Annotated in this window: 16 protein-coding genes and 3 pseudogenes; 10 read left to right on the plus strand and 9 right to left on the minus strand. The window is 60.0% G+C overall.

Features of this window, described 5'->3' with window-relative positions; all coding sequences use genetic code 11:
- Window positions 1-51: 51 nt before the first annotated feature.
- Entirely contained in the window at window positions 52-909 is an 858-nt protein-coding gene (locus tag RLEG4DRAFT_RS23035; protein ID WP_125869649.1) for a dienelactone hydrolase family protein, read from the plus strand.
- A 273-nt stretch (window positions 910-1,182) separates the two neighbouring features.
- On the opposite strand, the gene RLEG4DRAFT_RS23040 is transcribed toward RLEG4DRAFT_RS23035, so the two are convergent.
- Together RLEG4DRAFT_RS23040 and RLEG4DRAFT_RS23045 are read right to left on the minus strand one after the other, a co-directional pair.
- Window positions 1,183-1,731: a YidB family protein gene (locus RLEG4DRAFT_RS23040; protein ID WP_003580386.1), complete on the minus strand. Its 549-nt coding sequence runs from the start codon at window positions 1,729-1,731 to the stop codon at window positions 1,183-1,185.
- A 138-nt stretch (window positions 1,732-1,869) separates the two neighbouring features.
- Window positions 1,870-2,211 carry a hypothetical protein gene (locus RLEG4DRAFT_RS23045; RefSeq protein WP_003580387.1) on the minus strand — a complete coding sequence of 114 codons (342 nt, stop codon included), beginning with the start codon at window positions 2,209-2,211 and terminating at the stop codon, window positions 1,870-1,872.
- Between the two features lie 286 nt (window positions 2,212-2,497).
- Here RLEG4DRAFT_RS23045 and RLEG4DRAFT_RS23055 point away from each other — a divergent pair.
- The 4 genes and pseudogenes from RLEG4DRAFT_RS23055 to RLEG4DRAFT_RS23070 all read left to right on the plus strand — a co-directional run.
- A pseudogene (locus RLEG4DRAFT_RS23055) lies at window positions 2,498-2,827 on the plus strand (alpha/beta hydrolase); the annotation flags it as partial.
- 152 nt (window positions 2,828-2,979) lie between these two features.
- Window positions 2,980-3,312: an ArsR/SmtB family transcription factor gene (locus tag RLEG4DRAFT_RS23060; RefSeq protein ID WP_003580390.1), complete on the plus strand. Its 333-nt coding sequence runs from the start codon at window positions 2,980-2,982 to the stop codon at window positions 3,310-3,312.
- The gene (locus tag RLEG4DRAFT_RS23065) at window positions 3,305-3,790 is read left to right on the plus strand and encodes an SRPBCC family protein (RefSeq protein WP_003580391.1); all 486 of its coding nucleotides are present in this window, start codon (window positions 3,305-3,307) and stop codon (window positions 3,788-3,790) included. The genes RLEG4DRAFT_RS23060 and RLEG4DRAFT_RS23065 overlap by 8 nt, the downstream gene beginning before the upstream one ends.
- Entirely contained in the window at window positions 3,783-4,403 is a 621-nt protein-coding gene (locus tag RLEG4DRAFT_RS23070) for a glutathione S-transferase family protein (protein WP_171898233.1), read from the plus strand. The genes RLEG4DRAFT_RS23065 and RLEG4DRAFT_RS23070 overlap by 8 nt, the downstream gene beginning before the upstream one ends.
- 129 nt (window positions 4,404-4,532) lie before the next feature.
- Here RLEG4DRAFT_RS23070 and RLEG4DRAFT_RS23075 read toward each other — a convergent pair whose 3' ends face one another.
- The gene (locus RLEG4DRAFT_RS23075; RefSeq protein WP_003580395.1) at window positions 4,533-4,883 is read right to left on the minus strand and encodes an AraC family ligand binding domain-containing protein; all 351 of its coding nucleotides are present in this window, start codon (window positions 4,881-4,883) and stop codon (window positions 4,533-4,535) included.
- A 216-nt stretch (window positions 4,884-5,099) separates the two neighbouring features.
- On the opposite strand from RLEG4DRAFT_RS23075, the gene RLEG4DRAFT_RS23080 reads away from it, so the two are divergent.
- A complete protein-coding gene (locus tag RLEG4DRAFT_RS23080; protein WP_037094049.1) occupies window positions 5,100-5,300 on the plus strand; it encodes a hypothetical protein in 201 nt (66 codons plus the stop codon).
- Between the two features lie 133 nt (window positions 5,301-5,433).
- Here RLEG4DRAFT_RS23080 and RLEG4DRAFT_RS23085 read toward each other — a convergent pair whose 3' ends face one another.
- A complete protein-coding gene (locus RLEG4DRAFT_RS23085; protein ID WP_003580396.1) occupies window positions 5,434-5,814 on the minus strand; it encodes a hypothetical protein in 381 nt (126 codons plus the stop codon).
- 170 nt (window positions 5,815-5,984) lie between these two features.
- Between RLEG4DRAFT_RS23085 and RLEG4DRAFT_RS23090 the strand changes: the two genes are divergently transcribed.
- Entirely contained in the window at window positions 5,985-7,049 is a 1,065-nt protein-coding gene (locus tag RLEG4DRAFT_RS23090) for a cyclic nucleotide-gated ion channel (RefSeq protein ID WP_003580397.1), read from the plus strand.
- 119 nt (window positions 7,050-7,168) lie between these two features.
- Here RLEG4DRAFT_RS23090 and RLEG4DRAFT_RS23095 read toward each other — a convergent pair whose 3' ends face one another.
- From RLEG4DRAFT_RS23095 to RLEG4DRAFT_RS23115, 5 genes and pseudogenes are all read right to left on the minus strand, one after another.
- Window positions 7,169-9,130 carry an elongation factor G gene (locus tag RLEG4DRAFT_RS23095; protein ID WP_003580398.1) on the minus strand — a complete coding sequence of 654 codons (1,962 nt, stop codon included), beginning with the start codon at window positions 9,128-9,130 and terminating at the stop codon, window positions 7,169-7,171.
- A gap of 490 nt (window positions 9,131-9,620) precedes the next feature.
- Entirely contained in the window at window positions 9,621-10,061 is a 441-nt protein-coding gene (locus RLEG4DRAFT_RS23100) for a hypothetical protein (protein WP_003580399.1), read from the minus strand.
- A gap of 510 nt (window positions 10,062-10,571) precedes the next feature.
- Window positions 10,572-10,876 (minus strand): annotated as a pseudogene (locus RLEG4DRAFT_RS47170) (putative quinol monooxygenase).
- A gap of 276 nt (window positions 10,877-11,152) precedes the next feature.
- Entirely contained in the window at window positions 11,153-11,932 is a 780-nt protein-coding gene (locus RLEG4DRAFT_RS23110; protein WP_003580401.1) for an SDR family oxidoreductase, read from the minus strand.
- The gene (locus RLEG4DRAFT_RS23115) at window positions 11,929-12,261 is read right to left on the minus strand and encodes a nuclear transport factor 2 family protein (protein ID WP_003580402.1); all 333 of its coding nucleotides are present in this window, start codon (window positions 12,259-12,261) and stop codon (window positions 11,929-11,931) included. Before RLEG4DRAFT_RS23115 ends, RLEG4DRAFT_RS23110 begins: the two co-directional genes overlap by 4 nt.
- 139 nt (window positions 12,262-12,400) lie before the next feature.
- Between RLEG4DRAFT_RS23115 and RLEG4DRAFT_RS23120 the strand changes: the two genes are divergently transcribed.
- From RLEG4DRAFT_RS23120 to RLEG4DRAFT_RS23135, 3 genes and pseudogenes are all read left to right on the plus strand, one after another.
- Complete coding sequence (locus RLEG4DRAFT_RS23120; protein ID WP_003580403.1) at window positions 12,401-13,330, plus strand: LysR substrate-binding domain-containing protein; 930 nt, start codon at window positions 12,401-12,403, stop codon at window positions 13,328-13,330.
- A gap of 425 nt (window positions 13,331-13,755) precedes the next feature.
- Window positions 13,756-15,462: an adenylate/guanylate cyclase domain-containing protein gene (locus tag RLEG4DRAFT_RS23130; protein ID WP_003580407.1), complete on the plus strand. Its 1,707-nt coding sequence runs from the start codon at window positions 13,756-13,758 to the stop codon at window positions 15,460-15,462.
- A 29-nt stretch (window positions 15,463-15,491) separates the two neighbouring features.
- Window positions 15,492-16,190, plus strand: a pseudogene (locus tag RLEG4DRAFT_RS23135) (mechanosensitive ion channel family protein); the annotation flags it as partial.
- Window positions 16,191-16,541: the final 351 nt, after the last annotated feature.

Consider the following 16,541-nt stretch of genomic DNA (forward strand, 5'->3'; position numbering starts at 1 on the left):
GCTTTGCCAACCCTCGGCTCCGGCGTAGAATAGCAGACCGTCGGTCAAACGATGGAGGCGTCAGTGAAAACCGCGGGATTTGTTCTTTGCCTTGCCGCTTTCCTCGGCGTCACGCTCCCGGCAAACCCGGCTGATGCCGACGAATTGGTGCGGTTCGAAAGCGTTCCTGCAAAACTAAGCCCATTGCGAATACGCAAGGCTGCGGAACAAGGAGAAATTCTTGCTCAACCGCAGGGCACGCCATTGCAGGGATATTTATCCCGCCCGGAGGGCGATGGCCCTTTCCCGGCGGTCGTCGTCCTGCATGGCTGCGATGGCATGCGTCTGAGCGTCAAAGAGCTTTGGCCGAAACGGCTGGTCTCCTGGGGTTACGTCGTGCTTGTTGTTGATAGCTTCACCACCCGCAACATCACAGATGCGTGTCAAAGTTCCCTCCCCGATCGCGTCTTCGACGCCTATGGCGCTTTGGAATTCTTATCGAAATCGAGCTTCGTCGATGCGCAGCGCGTCGCCCTGATGGGCTTTTCGGCCGGCGGCACCGCGACCCTGGAGGGAACAAAAATCGAAGGCAATGAACAGCTGATGGATCACAAATTCAGGGCGGCGGTTGCCTATTACCCGGTCTGCGCGGCAACCCAGGGCGATGCGACGGTGCCGATCCTGATTTTGACGGGCGACCGGGACAATTGGAGCCCGACGGAACGATGCCGGAAGAGGCTTGCCCGGCTGAGTGACGACAGCCCGCCGATCGAGCTCAATATCTACAAGGGCACGTACCACGATTTCGATGCGCCGGAATTCGCCGTGGGAAGAAAGGTGTTGGGACATATCGAAAAATACAATCCCGACGCCGCACCAAAGTCCATCCGCAGCGTTCACGCCTTCCTGCGAAAGTACCTGTTGGACTAGCGAAAACCTCGCGATCTGGTGCGAGACAACATCGTATGCGCCAGCGGCGAGTGTGGCACCAGCGCACCCCAATCTCCGTCATTCCAGGCCTTGAGCCTGGAATCCATGCCCGCTGCCGATGGGCCGTCGTGGATCCTCGGGTCAAGCCCGAGGAGGACGGAGGGTGGGGTGAACTCTGCGGTAAATCAGCGGATTATGAGAGTGCGCTTCCGCTCGCTTTCTTCACAGCAAAGGCGCGCCGACCGACTGCCGGTCGCGCGCCTTAGCCCAAGACTAAAAACCGCTCGGTCGCCCGGAGCTGGTCGCCTGGCTCGCCGAAGACATAAACGCCTCTTCCTCCGTGGGCACCTTCCCCTCCGGGGTCAAATCGTCGACGGCCTTCGGGAGATCGCGCCTCAGTCGCCCGAGAATCTCTTCATGCGAAAGGCCGGTGTTTCTGGCGATTTCGTTCAAAACATCCGGGCCGAGGGCTTCGGCGAGCTGGCCGTCATCGATCTCGGCATTCTGGCCGGGCTTTACCCATGAGTCGATCTTGTCGCCATGGCCGTTCTGCTGAAAGGTTTTGAGGAGATCGCCGAGACCGCCGCTGACGATGCCGCCGGAGGTCAGCCCGCCGAGAAGTCCGCCAAGACCACCGGAGCCGCCCAACCCACCGAGGATGCCGCCAAGCCCACCGGGCTGCTGGCCTCCGGGGCCATCCGGCTGGGGGTTGGCCTGCTGCGGGTTCTGGATGCCGCGCAGGAGTTCCCCGATCTTGTCTCGGTTCTGGTAGCCGGCAACGGCAAGAACGGCGAGAAGCGCCTTCAATTGACCGCTCATCATGATGAAATCCTCCCATGGTGTTAAAGGCTGCAGGCGACCCAGGCAGAGTGCCACATGGGCAGCAATGTCCGGAGCGCCCAAAGGTTCCGCGCCGGGCTCTTAAAGGCCCGGCCGTCCACCTTGCTGCTCACGCGCTGGTCAGATTTCCGGGCAACCGCGCCGATTTGCAAAGATCATCCGCTCCGGTCCGCGGCGCGTCATGCCCTGGACGACGATGCTGCGCGGCGACATGCGGACGACCTGCGCCCGATGAAGTCCTTCGCCGCGGGCAATATCGAGCGCATCACCCGGATCGCAGCCGCGCGGGCCGCGACGGTCATAGCGATCATAGCGGTCACGATCACGATCGCGATCGTAAACGCCGACCCCGCCGGGGCCGATGCGCAGTTCCATATCCTGCGCCGCCGCGATCGTTGGCGAGATTGTCAAGCCGGTCATGCCGGCCAGGCCGATCAGGATAAACTGAAGAGATTTCCGCATGAGTTCCTCCCATTGTTTTCGTGCCTTATCGCAAGACCAACCTCGCCATGCGGATTTTGTTCCTTGCTCAGGCTCTAAGGCCCTTTGACGACCGAAGTCTCGACCCACGTATTCGAGACATCCTGCGGCGTGCCATTGTGTATGACCACCACCGTCATCCACATGTTTTGGCCCTCGATCAGATAGGCCGTGCCGCTTTCCCGGCGCTCTTTCGTTATCCGACCCAACGAAGCCGCAGACAGCCCAGCTTCGAAGGCTTCAATCTCAGCGTTCGAACACCGCATTCCCGGCCGTCGGCGTCATTCTCGTGTCTCCGTACCTGTCGGTTCTGTCGGTTGCGCAGACGCATTATCCGTTCCTCCCGGTCGAGGCTCTTCTCAAGGATCCCTTTCGCTCGGACTTCAACATAGGCAAAGTCAGACAACCAAAGTTGTTTATCCACGGCCGGCTTGATGACAGCATCCCGCTTTCTTCAGGGCAGGCGCTGTACGGCATCGCACCCGAGCCCAAGCAGATGTTGATCTATGACGGTGCGGGTCACAACGATATCTTGAACGATAGGCTGGTCGGGGACGTGATCCGTTTTGTGGAAGCGCTGCAAGGAAACGGGCCCTAAATACGACGCGGCTGCAATGCCTGCTTAAGGACGCGTCCCGCTTTATTGCGAAGGGTCGAACTTTTTCCCGTCATTGCCAATCCATCACAATTGCCTTTGACATTTCGCTGCATGCAATATATCCATATGGCTATATAGCTACATGGTGATATATGGACGACAGTCTGGATGCGATTTTCTCCGCGCTTTCCGATCCGACGAGGAGAGCAATTCTTGGGCGGCTTGCGAATGGCAAGGCCACGGTGGCCGAACTCGCTGATCCCTTCGAACTGTCCCAGCCTGCCATATCAAAGCATCTCAAGGTGCTGGAACAGGCGGGATTGATCCGCTCCGGCCGTGAAGCGAATTCGCGGCCTCGTGTGCTCGAGCCGGCCGCGTTGAAGACAATTGCTGATTGGATCGCCGATTACAGACGCTTCTGGGATCAAAGCTTTGATCGTCTCGATGACTATCTATCCAAGGTACAAGGATACGAAAATGACTAATTCGGAAACCGACACCGACAACACCCGCGAGCTGGTGCTGGTACGAAGGTTCAATGCCCCATGCGATCTTGTTTTCAGGGCATGGACCGACCCGAACGCCTTGGCGCAATGGTGCGGTCCTCACGGTTTCAAGGCGGTGGGCGACCGACTTGAGACCTGGCCCGGCGGCAGACATCGCGCCTGCCTGATTTCACCAGATGGAGAGGAACATTGGGTCGGCGGCAAATATCTGGAGGTCGAGCCGCCGCACAGGCTTGTCTTCACCCATGCCTGGGAGACCGCAACCGGCGAAAACAGCCCGGAAACGGTCGTCACCATCACCTTCCGGGAAAGCGACGGAGGCACGGAAATGACGTTTCGGCAGAGCGGATTTGCAAGCGCATCATCACTGGAGGGTCATGAAGCCGGCTGGTCGCAAAGCTTCGAGCGATTGAGCATTTTTCTCGGGACTGAATCCGAAGGGGCGAACCATGCGTGAGGCGGCGATGAAGCTCTACTATTGCGAGACGCTCAATCCCCGGAAGGCCTGCGCCGCCGCTCGTTTTCTGAAAGCCGACGTCGAGTTCGTCAGGGTCGACCTGGCAAGCGGAGAACAGCGCAGCGCAGAATTCCTGGCGCTGAACCCGAACGGCAAAGTCCCGGTGCTGCAGGATGAGGCCGGAAGTTTATGGGAAGCGAACGCCATCATGTGCAGGCTGTCCGACACAGTCGCATCGGATTTCTGGCCGCATGACCACCGGCAGATCGACGTGCTGCGCTGGTTAAGCTGGGATGCCAGCCATTTCACCCGGCACGGGGCAACGCTGTGGTTCGAAAAATTGATCAAGCCGTTGTTCGGCGGGGAGCCCGACGTTGCCGTCATCGAAGATGCGAAAACGAGTTTTCGACTCCATGGTCGCGTGCTCGACGATCATCTGGCCAAGAATAGCGTCGCCGTCGGCAAGACCCTGACTGTGGCGGATTTCGCCTTGGCCGCTGCACTTCCTTATGCAGCCGCTGCCGAGATTCCCCTCGCCGAGTTTCGGCATATCCAAACCTGGTACGAGCGGCTTGAAGAGCTGGATGCGTGGCGAAACCCTTTCCCGGCCTGAGAGGGCACGGGCGAAGGACACTCTTGCGAGGGTAAAAGGCGTTCGCGACGGCGCGTGAATTTATCGAGCCCGGCCAACTGCCGTCACAGGAAAAACGCCGTGACAGGCAATGGGCCGAAGCGCCGCCGCCTATGCATGCGCCGGGCGCCAATGCGGATAGGTGACAAAGGCGGTGAGCGCGCCCTCCTCGTGCGAGCGGATGGTCACCGTTTCGCCCTTGGGCATGTAGACGATCTCGCCCGGCCCGGCGGTGACGGTTCCGGCCTCTGTCGAAACCGAGAGCCGTCCTTCGAGAACGATCATGACGTCGTCAACATCAATGGTCTCGGTGAGGCTCTGGCCGGGCGCGTAGCGTCCGTAGCCGATGCTGACCGGCCCGCCTTGCTGTTCGTCGACCAGATTGCCGACGAAGATATCTGCCTCTTGCCCAGGGGAACGCTCCAGCGAAGCGTCCGTCAGCGCGAATTTACGCATTTTCATGATCTTCCTCCATTGCCGCGGCGGGAGGTAGCGCGGATATCTCCCGCGCCAAGTGGCTGGCATCAGCGATTGAATTGACCAGGCCTATTGGAGCTTTTATAAAACAGCTCTTGCGAAACTCCGGACCAGCCAAAATAACGATTTTAAATCAATGGCTTTTACCGGACGCCGGGACGGCTGTCGGCATCGACATGGAGAAGCACAATTATCAAGATAATGGTCTTGCTGCACAGCGCCGATGGCCTGGATTGGCAGTCTCCCCCGAAAGGCACAAGCCTGAAGACATTGAGCGAAGCCGAAGAACAAGGCTTCATCTTGATCCGCGGGGAATTTCAGAAACGACAATTCCGTCTGACAAAGCTGGGCTCCGACTATGTCGGGCGCGACAAGCGGCGGCTGGAAGCTCGCAGGCTCTGAATAGGCGCCGACAAAATAGCCCCCTGCAATCCGAATATCGATTGCACAGCCGCGACAATACCCAAAGCACGGCTGGTGCAAGCGCCGGCGCATCGGCCGGTGTGATCGGCATCAGGCCGAGCACGGCGCAATCCTATTTCTCAGCGCGGTTGAGAAGAATGCGCATTTCGTCAAAGCGGCGCTTGCGGTCAGCGTCATCGACGTTCGGTGAATAGCACGTGCTCGACACGCAGAAGCGCACCAGGTTGTGCGGCTTGTCCGCCTTGTCGAACTCGCAGTCGAATATGTCGGTCATTTCGGCCGGCGCCGTTCCCTGCCGCGTCGAATACGACATGCGGACACCCGGCGGCTTCAACTCGGGAAAGGATTGCACGGTGCCGATAGCGAGCTGATCGGTCATGAAGAAGCTCTTTGCCACGGATTTGCAGGTATTCTCGAGCTCAGGCGACTGCGCCATCGCATTTGCGGGCAAGGCGAACGCGCCAAAGGCAAATAATATGATCGGCTTACGCACTGCTTTCCTCCACTGTCTCTGTCGATTGAGGTAGAGCGGTGAGAGCAAAAGCAAATGGTGGCCTGACTGTGGTGAATGCTGCCGTCAGCAACGCCATCAGTCCCCCGTTCCCTTGCGTGTGCCCCGAAGGTATCTATTGTCGACGAATGCCGGGCGGTTGGGAGTATGTAATGTCGGCAGTGCCTTTCTCAAAGATTTCGACGCCGCTCAACGCGCTGTTCGCTACAATCGGTCTCTTGGTCGTTGCCGCACTGACGACGCAGGGCCTTACTGGACAGGAGAGGCTTGTCTTTGAGCTGCTACTTGCGGCCATTTGGCTGGCCTATGTCCTCCAATTGAGCGGCACATTGCTTTCGCGACACCGCTGGTCGGGCGGGATCCCGGCCCTCGTGATCGATTTGCTGGCGGTTCTGGTTCCGGCTGCTGCATTCTTGTTCGTTGGGTCCCGTGATCGAAACCTCTATTGCGCCATTTGGCTTCTCAAGCCGTTGCGTGACTCGACCTTCTTCAGGCTGCTGGCAAAGGTGGTCGCGAATGAATCGCGCAATCTGATTGGCGTGACATCGGTGTTCGGCATCGTTCTTTTTGGCGCTGCGTTGGCCGGTTATATCCTCGAGCGGGACGTCCAGCCCGATAAGTTCGGCAGCATTCCGCAGGCGATGTGGTGGGCGGTCGTGACGCTGTCGACGACCGGCTACGGTGACGAGATCCCGCAGAGCCTTGCAGGTCGAGTTCTGGGCGGATTGGTGATGATGAGCGGGATCGGTATTTTTGCACTTTGGGCCGGCATCCTCGCCACCGGCTTCTACGAAGAGGTTCGCCGCCAAGACTTCGTTCGCAACTGGCAATTGGTCGCTGCCGTACCCCTGTTCCAGAAGCTTGGTTCCGCCGCACTGATCGAGATCGTTCGGGCGTTGCGACCGCGCATTGTCCCCGCAGGTGCCGTGATCTGCCGCAAGGGCGATGTTGGCGATCAGATGTTTTTCATTGTCGAAGGGCGGGTCACCGTGGCCACACCCGACCATCCAGTGGAACTCGGTGCCGGAAACTTCTTTGGCGAGATGGCGCTGATCAGCGGCGAACCACGCTCAGCGACGGTCACCGCAGCAACCGAGGTATCGCTGCTGTCGCTCTACGCCGTGGATTTCCAGATGTTGTCGAGCAGTAGTCCGGAGATCGCAGAGACCATCCGCAAGACGGCGCTGGAGCGGCGGGGCGGGCCGCCGAAGGAATAATCCCGGCCTCATCGCTGCGGCATTGCCGCAGCCGGTGGTCGAGACCGACCGCGTTGCGGCACCCGAGATAGTTCGAGGATCCGAGCAGTGCCCGCTCGGCCGCATCCAGCGGCTACGTTTCAGTGTGCGACGCCTGGTTCCTCGCGTGCCCTCACGATGGCGTCCGCTTCCTTGCCGTATAGCTCCTCGAAGTGATCGAAGGTCTTGGAAAAGTAACCGATGCCCTGCGTCGCCGCGCGCAGCGCCCGCGCCAGATCGTCCAGTGCGCCGCCCGGAATAAGTGCCCGGAAGATGTCCCATCCCTTCGCGGTTTCATCCCGGTCGAAGCCGAGAACCTGCCCCTTGAGAGCGGAGACGATCTGGACGAGGCTGCCGGAATAGATCGACGGAATGTGAATTTCGCTGCGGAAGACCGGCTGCATCAAAACGGCCGAGCCTTCGGAAAGCGCCTGTCGCACTCCCATTTTCGACGCCGTCCTGAAGGCGTGTTCCGAACTGTCGACGGCATGGTACTGACCATCGAACAGCGTTACGCCGACATCGATGACCTCAAAGCCGAGCGGCCCTTTCTCCATCGCTTCGCGCGCGCCTGCTTCGACGGCAGGGATGTAGTTGCGGGGAACGACGCCACCCTTGACGGTTTCGCTGAAGGTGAAGCCCCGGCCGCGCTCGTTGGGGCGAATGCTCAGCTTCACATCCGCGAATTGCCCGGCACCGCCGGTCTGTTTGCGATGCCGGTAGTGAACCTCGGACGGCTTGGCGATTGTCTCGCGGTAGATCGGGCTGGGCGTTCGATCGGTTACGTCGATGTGGAAGACGTCGGACAGGGTTCGGCAGAGATCGCGCAGATGGACCGGGCCCTGGGCGCGGACGAGCTGGGCGCCCGTGCCTTCCTCGTGCAAAACGACAAGACCGCGGTCCGTCTCGGAAAGTTTTGCCAGCGTTTCGGAGAGCTTGTTTTCATCGCGTTCGCTGCCCGGGACCAGGATCCTTTCAAGCATCGGCGTCGGTGGCTCGGTCCATTCGGGCGGGGCGACCGTCGCACCTGATGTCAACAGCGACGGGACGGGCAAGTGGTCGGACTTGACTGTTGCGAAGACATCCCCCGGTGCAGGCACGATCGCCGAGCCGGACCGTCCGTTTGCGGGATCCTGCACGGCGCCGAGGCCGGAGCCGCCCAATGATGCGCCTTGCCGCAGTCCCTCGCCAAACGCACGCACCAGCACCGTCTTGCCGATATTCTGACGATGATAGGCATGGAAGCTCACGGCGGTCAGCTTGTTTTCATCGACATTGCCCGCACGAGCCAGGCGCTGTCTGAGAATCCCGACCGGCGGCGCCTCGTGGCGCAGCGCCTTCATCAGCCTCATCATGCCGTTGCCGTGACTTGCGGCACCGATCAGGACTGGAATAATCCTGTTTTCGCTCAGAACCCGCGATGAAATGGCATAAAGCGCGTCGCTGGGCGGCTCGCGATCTTCGATCAGTTCCTCGAGAAGCCAGTCATCGAATTCGGACAGGTGTTCCAGGAGTTCGCTGCGCGCTTCGTGCTCGCGCTCGGCGGCGGTTTCGGGGATTGCGATCAGCGCCGAAGTCTGGCCTTCCCGGTAGCGCCACGCCCGTTCCGAAATCAGATCGCAACTGCCTATGATCCTGTCTCCCTCGCGGATCGGGATCTGGCGAAGCAAAAGCGTGTGGTTGGCGTAGTCTTGAAGCGCGGCGATCACGTCCCTCAGCCGTCCTCTCGGTTCGTCCATTCGGTTGACGAAGAGGATGCACGGCGTCCCCGAGGCTTCGACTATCCGCAGATAGGGCGCGGCTAGCACGGCCTCCTCGGGTGCCGATGAAACGCACAGGATGCAGGCGTCGCTGGCAAGAAGCGCGTGCTGTGCATGCGCCAACGCTTCGTTGGGTCCTGGCGCATCCAGCGCACACCACGCCTCGTTTCCAAAGGTGAATTCTGTGAGGTTCAATCCATAAGGGGACCTGGATTTTCTCGGCGTCCCCTCGAGGGAGCCGAGCTTTTCCGCGACTGTTGATTTTCCGGTCTGCGAGGGTCCAAGCACGGTAAAGCAGCGCATCGGCATTCCTCCAACTGCCATAAACACAATTTTCAGCCATCATAGGATGCCCTGAACCGCTGCAAGGCGCCAGAGGTGTTCAGTTCAGAACGCTTTGACTGGAGACGTAGGAGCTGTTCCCGAATTGCCAGCGGGGATGACCGCAGGGGCTGCAGACGCATCCAAGCGATCCATCCAGAGACTCTGAAACTACGCCCACAAGTCGTTAGGCGTGAACGTGCGGGCTGCCGCGCCAGCTTGGCGGCAAACGCGTCGCGTTCATCGATTCCACGCAAGTTGCAGTTGATGGGATACGAACCGACGACCGCGTCCTTAGCAGAAGCCCCATATCTCAAATGTTACAGCAGCAGGCTCGGCTGCGGCCGAGAACGAATGACCGATTTGGGGCCGACAGTGGAACGGTCGCTTCCGAGCTGGTAAAACTGAAAGCCGACTCTTCCCATTCGGGGTAATAGCCGGACTGCTGCGACGACGAACGGAGCAGTGGCCCTTACTTCACCGTGATGGCCAAACCGCTGAGATCGGCGTTGACTTGCAGGCCGACTTGCTTGCCTGAGAGTTCGAGCTGGGCGCCCTTGTCATTGGTCATGACAATCACCTGGGCCCCTTTGCCGAGCGCGCCGCCACCGCCTGCCGCACCGTAAACACCCGTCACATCTCGGGCGCGGCGAATGTGGCGAACGGTACCATGGAAATAGGTCTTAGAAGCCCCGAAGGCGAGGCCGCCCGAGATGCCGCCGACAGAGACCGGATAGTGGCGACCATGGAAGGTCAGCGTGCCCTCGCCTCCAGAACCGCCCACAAAGAAGGCAGCCTTGTAGACTGAGAATCTGATCGTACCGCTGTCGGCATGCGCGGACCCGGCAAAGCTGATTCCTGCTGCAGCGATCACCGCAGCCGCGACTGAACGAAATCTGGACGAATTCTTCATGATGCGAGTCTCCTCAAATCTAGGCTTAACCGGCCAGGAGGGCAGCGTCAAAGTCACAGCTGAAACAGTCTCGCCCGTCATTAGTTCCAAACACCCGGCCAGAATCCAGCTGCGAGAAGGCCACGAAACAAGGCGGATGGCAACATAGTTTAGGTGACGGGGCCGGTGCGCTAACGCTCGGCTGCCTGAGGATTGCCTGCACGAAATCAGGGGATGCTCAAAGCTGTAATCATTTAACAACCCCACAGCCTTTGACCGCGTTGCTGAGAGGTGCTCGGAGGCTCGTCGCGACGCCACGCACAGCGCGGTCACAGGACATGTCCGCTACCGGGAAACGTCGAGATCGACTTCCACGACCGAAATGGGGGCGCTTTGCAGACTGGCCGGGTCCGACCCCATTCCGGTGCGGGCGACGTTGACACACCCAAAAGCCGTGCCGCCGATCATTTCGTCGGTGAGACCGGGCGCTCGCCTTTTCCTACGGTTAGTATCGCGACGATAGAACGGCGCCTATGGCCGCTTGTCCGCAAGGATAGACAGCTTGTATATCTGGGGCGGTTTGGCGAACAGGTCCCCTGCCTCTGCCTTCGCCATTAAAGCCGCAGCGACTTGGCCATTTAAGTGGGCCTCCCTCCCGTCCTCATCGTCGAACGTATCGAAGATTGCAAACGAACTGGGCCTTCCTGTATCGCATACCAGGAAATCGTGCCGGGCTCGGCATTGACCAGTGGTAAAGCTGACCGCAGAAAATCGGCGACCTCCTGTTCCTTGCCGGGCTTTGCCTCAAGCGGAACGTAAAGCGCAAATCTGGTCATGGTCACCTCCATGGGCACGTGATTGTGCCGCAGCATACGAAACGCGTTAAGCGCGACAAATGTTGGGCGATGGGCAGTAAATAACGGCATCGACTTAAAACGCCCGCCGAGAGTTTTGGGTGGAGCGGTGCGGTCGATTATGTGAGAGTGCACCCGGATAGTCGGGTGACGCGATCTACTCCCAGATCGGCGGGTAGGATCCACCCGCCTGACCTGCGGTCGCGGTAGAATGGTCTGCTCTACGGAGGCCGTGACGGCCGGAACACCGTCGTGTGCTCAAGCGGTCGGGACAGTCCCGCCATCGATCACATGCTCGGTTCCCGTGATGGAGGTTGCTCGGTCAGATGCCAGGAACGCGATCAGGTCGGCGACCTCTTCCGGCGCGGCCGGTCGTCCCAACGGGATCCCGCCAAGCGACTTCATGATGACATCTATCGCCTCGTCATAGCTGATGCCGGCTTCCTCGGCGATGCGCTGGGCGAGACCATTCGAATTGGGACTTGCGATCCAGCCGGGGGAAACCCGAACCACCCGTACTCCCTTCGGCGAGACTTCCTTGGAGAGGCTCTTGCTATAGGTATTGAGCGCGGCCTTTGCAGACGCATAGCCGGTGGTCGCCTCGGGCAGCGGCAGGCGGTTCTGGATCGAGGTGACATGGATGACCACGCCGCTCCCCTGAGCGATCATGCCAGGAATGAGAGCGCGATCCAGCCTCACCGCCGGGAAGAAGTTGAGGTTGAACTCCTTGTCCCATTCCTCGTCGGTGAGCGCGGCAAAGCCACCCGCAGGGGCGGACGAGCCACCCAAAACATTTACAAGAATATCGATCCCGCCGAGTTCCCGATGAACCGCATCCACTACGGCCTGAACCCCCTCTTTGGTGGTCAGGTCAGCTGCAACGAAAGCGTCACAGGCAAAATATGCCGGCTTGGTGCGCGCCGTCGTCAACACGCGTGCTCCCAGCTCCCGGAAGAGCGCCACGGTCGCGGCGCCGGCACCCAAGGTACCGCCCGTAATCAAGGTCCGACGGCCCTGCAGTGTGAGAAAAGGGGTCATACCGTGATCTCCAGTTCGGCGATCTTGTCGCCGGCGATGACGAAGAAGTAGCGCAGATCGATCGGGCTGCCGGGGAAGTCGCCGGCGACATGCGCCGTCACCTGGGTCTTGCCGTTCTCGGTGGCAATGAAGAAGGGATCCGTTGTGGTGGGGCCGTATTTCTGGGTGTAATCGACCTTCCACTGGCGGATAGCTTCATGACCGATGAGGGTCTCGCCAGCGTCCTTCACGATGGCGTTTTCGGCGAAAACGGCAGCGAGTTCGTCGGGGCCGCCGTCACGGTCGGCAATGAAATAGGCCTCGATGCTTTCGGGCATTTTGATTGTCATTTCGGGTCTCCAGGTCGTCTGTGCAGCCTTGTCGCTGCGGTCCCGACCTCTTTTTGGGCCGGCACGGGATAATCTATGCCTGGACGAACGCGGCGATAACTGGGACAAACAGGAACGAGGAATTGCGAAAAGAGGGATAATGACGCGTGACATCCTTTCCGACCTGGATGCCGTTCTGAGCATCGCACGGCACGGGTCTTTTCGTGCCGCAGCGCTGGATCTCGGCATGTCTACGACGGCTCTGAGCAAGGCTATCGCCAAGCTTGAACAACGCTTGGGCATCCGCCTGTTCAACCGCACGACGCGAAGCGTGTCGCTCACCGATGCGGGAAAGACTTTCGTCGAAAGGGTCGGGCCGGCGATGACGGATATCCACGACGCCATGCTAGCCGCACAGTCGCTTCAGCAAACGCCATCAGGGACTCTGCGCATCAACGCCTTTGCATCGGCAGCCCGCGAGGTGATGGCGCCGCTCATCCTATCGTTTCTGCAGCGCTATCCTCAGGTGCATATCGATCTGGTTACGGAGGGAAAACTGGTCGACGTCATCGCCTGCGGTTTTGACATGGGGCTCAGGTCAGCGGATCTCGTGCCCACCGACATGATCGCCGTATCGCTTGGGCTGCGGCGTGAGAATGCGGTCGTCGCTTCACCCGATTTTCTGCGCATCCACGGCAAACCGACCGTACCGAACGACCTTTACCGGTTCCGGTGCATCCGCGCGCGCCTTCCCAACAACGCCTTGTTGCGTTGGCGATTTGAGAAGGACGGAACCCCTCTACAGATCGACGTCCAGGGCGCCATCACCCTCGATGAGCCGAGCCTTGTGCGGATCGCTGCGCAGAATGGCATCGGACTCGGGTATGTCATGGAGGCAGACGTGCGTGATGACATTGCCGCTGGGCGACTTGTCCGAGTTCTCGAAGACTGGACCCCAAATTTGGCGCCGCTGGCGCTTTACTACCCTGACCGAAAGAACCCATCTGCCGCTTTTACAGCGTTCATCCAGGCTGCACGTGAGTTTGCCACTGCCACGAATCGGGCGACACCGCAGGAAACGGCCGTCTGACATTCGTAAACGTGCTCTCTGCCCGATCGCAGCGCTAGCGATGATTGCGCCAAAGCCGATAATTGTAGCGATTTGCCAGTCACTGCGCCGCCGGCGAGTTGGGCGGAAACGCACCCCGGCCTCGTCATTCCAGGCCTTGAGCCTGGAATCCAGGGCCACAGCCGATGATGCCGGCGTGGGTCCTCGGGTCAAGCCCGAGGGCGACGGAGGGTGGGAGGAAGCGCGCGCTTTTCACTCCCATCTCAGCGGAACCCGCCGCTTGCGGCCAGCCGTTCGCCGCCCATCACCAGACGTTCAAGCGGGCGGTCACAAAGAGGGATGACGGCTTGATGGAGGAGGTCGCCTGAGCATTCCCTCTTGCCATTTGTTGACTCACCCGCGGTTGAACAATAACTTGCTAATTCGGTCGTTAGGCTTGTCCTCACATGACGGATCATTCTCTTCAGCGCCGCCTTGCCGCCATCGTCGTTGCCGATGTGGTGGGCTATTCACGCCTGATGGAGGCTGACGAAGTCGCAACGCTTGAGAACCTCAGGGAACTCCGTTCCGGCGTTATCGAGCCGGCGGTGAAGGGTCACAACGGTCGCATCTTCAAGGTCGTGGGCGACGGCTTCCTGATCGAATTCGGCAGCGCGGTGGAAGCGGTCGCAGCAGCGTTGGAAATGCAACGAGCCACGACTGCTGTCGAGGCTTCCGGAAACCGGCGCCTGCTTCTGCGTATAGGCGTCAATCTCGGAGATGTCATTGACGAGGGTTCAGACGTCCTCGGCGACGGGGTCAATGTCGCGGCGCGCCTCGAGACACAGGCCGCGCCGGGAGGCATCTGCATTTCAGCCAGCGTTCACGGCGAGATCCTCGGCAAGATCGACGAGCGGTTCTTCGATGCAGGCGAACGCTACCTGAAGAACCTGACCCGCCCGGTCCACGTGTGGCATTGGCCGGGTGCGCTGCAGAGCATATTGCCGCTGCCGGAAAATCCCTCGATCGCTGTATTGCCGTTCACGAATATGAGTGGGGATGAAGCGGACGCGCCTTTCGTCGACGGCTTGACCGAAGACCTGATCACCGACCTGTCCCGTACGGCTGGCCTGTTCGTCATCGCGCGCAATTCCGTGTACGGCTACAAGGGCAAGCCGGTCAGCGTAAAGCTGGTCGCCCAGGAACTCGGCGTCCGCTACGTCCTCGAGGGGAGCGCCAGACGCGCAATGGGCCGTGTCCGCATCAATGCCCAATTGGTCGACGCGCTTGGCGGCGGGCACTTGTGGGCCGAGCGATTTGACCGGACGGTGGAAGATGTTTTCGAATTACAGGATGAAGTCAACGCCAAGATTGTTGAAGCCCTCGTCGGCCGGCTGACCATCCCGACGCCGCGCAATCGGCCGAAGAACTTCGAGGCGTACGATCTGTGTGTGCGCGCCCGCCTGCTGACGGAAGAGTCGCCGCAAACCGAGCGTGAGGCCTATATGCTGCTCCAACGCGCGGTCAAGCTCGAGCCATCATATGCCGAGGCGCTCGGTCTGCTCGCCTATAACCGTTGGCTCGCCTGGACTCATTTCGGCGAGCCCGAAGATCCGAACCGGAAGATGGCGGCGACATCAGCGCAGAAGGCGGTCGACCTGGATCCCAACGATGCCGGCTGCCGTTATGTTCTGGGGACCATTTTGGCTTATGAGCGGCGATGGGAGGAATCGGAGGCCGCCTTCGCCAAGGCCCTGGAACTCGACCCCAACCACGCCGACACCTGGGCCGCCATGTCGGATATGTCTGTGCTGGACGGCAGGATTGCCGACGGACTGGCGCAGATCGAAAAAGCTTTGCGGCTCAATCCCTATCCGGCCTGCTGGTATCTTTGTCATCTTGGGCAGGCGCAATACGCCGCGCGTGACTATGAGGCGGCAACCGCTACACTGCGCAGAAAAGACACGTATCGTACCAACTCACGCAAATTCCTGGCTGCTGCGCTTGCGCAGTTGGGCCACCATGAGGAGGCGCGGCGGGAAGCAGAGTTGTTCCTGATCGCCCACCCTCATTTCACGATCGGCCATTGGCTCAGCTCCCAGCCGCTACGCGATGCGTCTGTACGAGACCACTTTGTCGACGGCTTCCGAAAGGCTGGCCTGCCGGAGACGTGACAGCGGGCGGGGACAATCCCCAAGCGTTCGATTTGTCGCCTTCCATCAAGGTGTTGATCAGCAAAGTCATCAAGATCAGCCTGATCATAATCGCGGGAGCCATCGCGTTGTCGGCGACCGGGGTCGACCTTACGGCGCTGACCATTTTCTCGGGCGCAGTCGGCGTCGGAATCGGCTTCGGCCTTCAAAAAGTGGTATCAAACTTCATATCCGGCATTATCATCTTGATCGACAAGTCAATCAAGCCGGGTGACACGATCACGCTTGGCGACACGTTCGGGTCGATCCGTGACCTGCGCTCGCGGTTTGTTTCTGTCATCACCCGCGATGGCAAGGAATACCTCATTCCGAACGAAGACTTTATATCGCAGCAGGTGGTCAACTGGTCGTTCTCGAGTGATTATGTACGAATAGACGTCGACTTCGGAACGTCCTATGACAGCGATCCCCATCAAGTCGTGAAGATCGCCATTGCGACGGCATCGACGGTGCCCCGGGTCGCAAATCAGTATAAGCCGCCCGTCTGCTGGCTGACCGGCTTTGGCGCGTCGTCGCTCGACTTTCGGCTTCGCTTCTGGATCTCGGATCCCGCGAACGGGCTGACTAATGTTCGTGGGCAAGTCCTGATGGCGCTGTGGGATGCCTTCAAGAATGCTGGTGTCGCTATCCCGTTCCCGCATCATGAAATCATCATGAAAAGCCCTATCGAGATCAAACAACCGGACTGATCTGTTGCCCCAGTGCCCGCGAAGGACAATCGCTTGCTGATCTGCCGCTCGTTTGCAGCAGCGTTTCTGCACTCGTAGGGCGATATACACTGCGATGTCGCGCGATCGATGGGGCGGGGCGCGTGCAGCCCGACCTCCAGCGTTCCGATTGCGAGAGCTACGCGGCCAATTGGATCATTCCGGTGGAGGTCACGGTCGTTCCCGAGCACAGACATACGAGGAGGAATTCGTGATCTAATCACCGGCATGGGGCGGAATGGCGGCTGAATCCATGGCCACAGCCGATGATGCCGGCGTGGGTCCTCGGGTCAAGCCCGAGGACGACGGAGGGTGAGTGGGCCGGTAGCCGAG

It is taken from the genome of Rhizobium leguminosarum bv. trifolii WSM2297, from assembly GCF_000271845.1.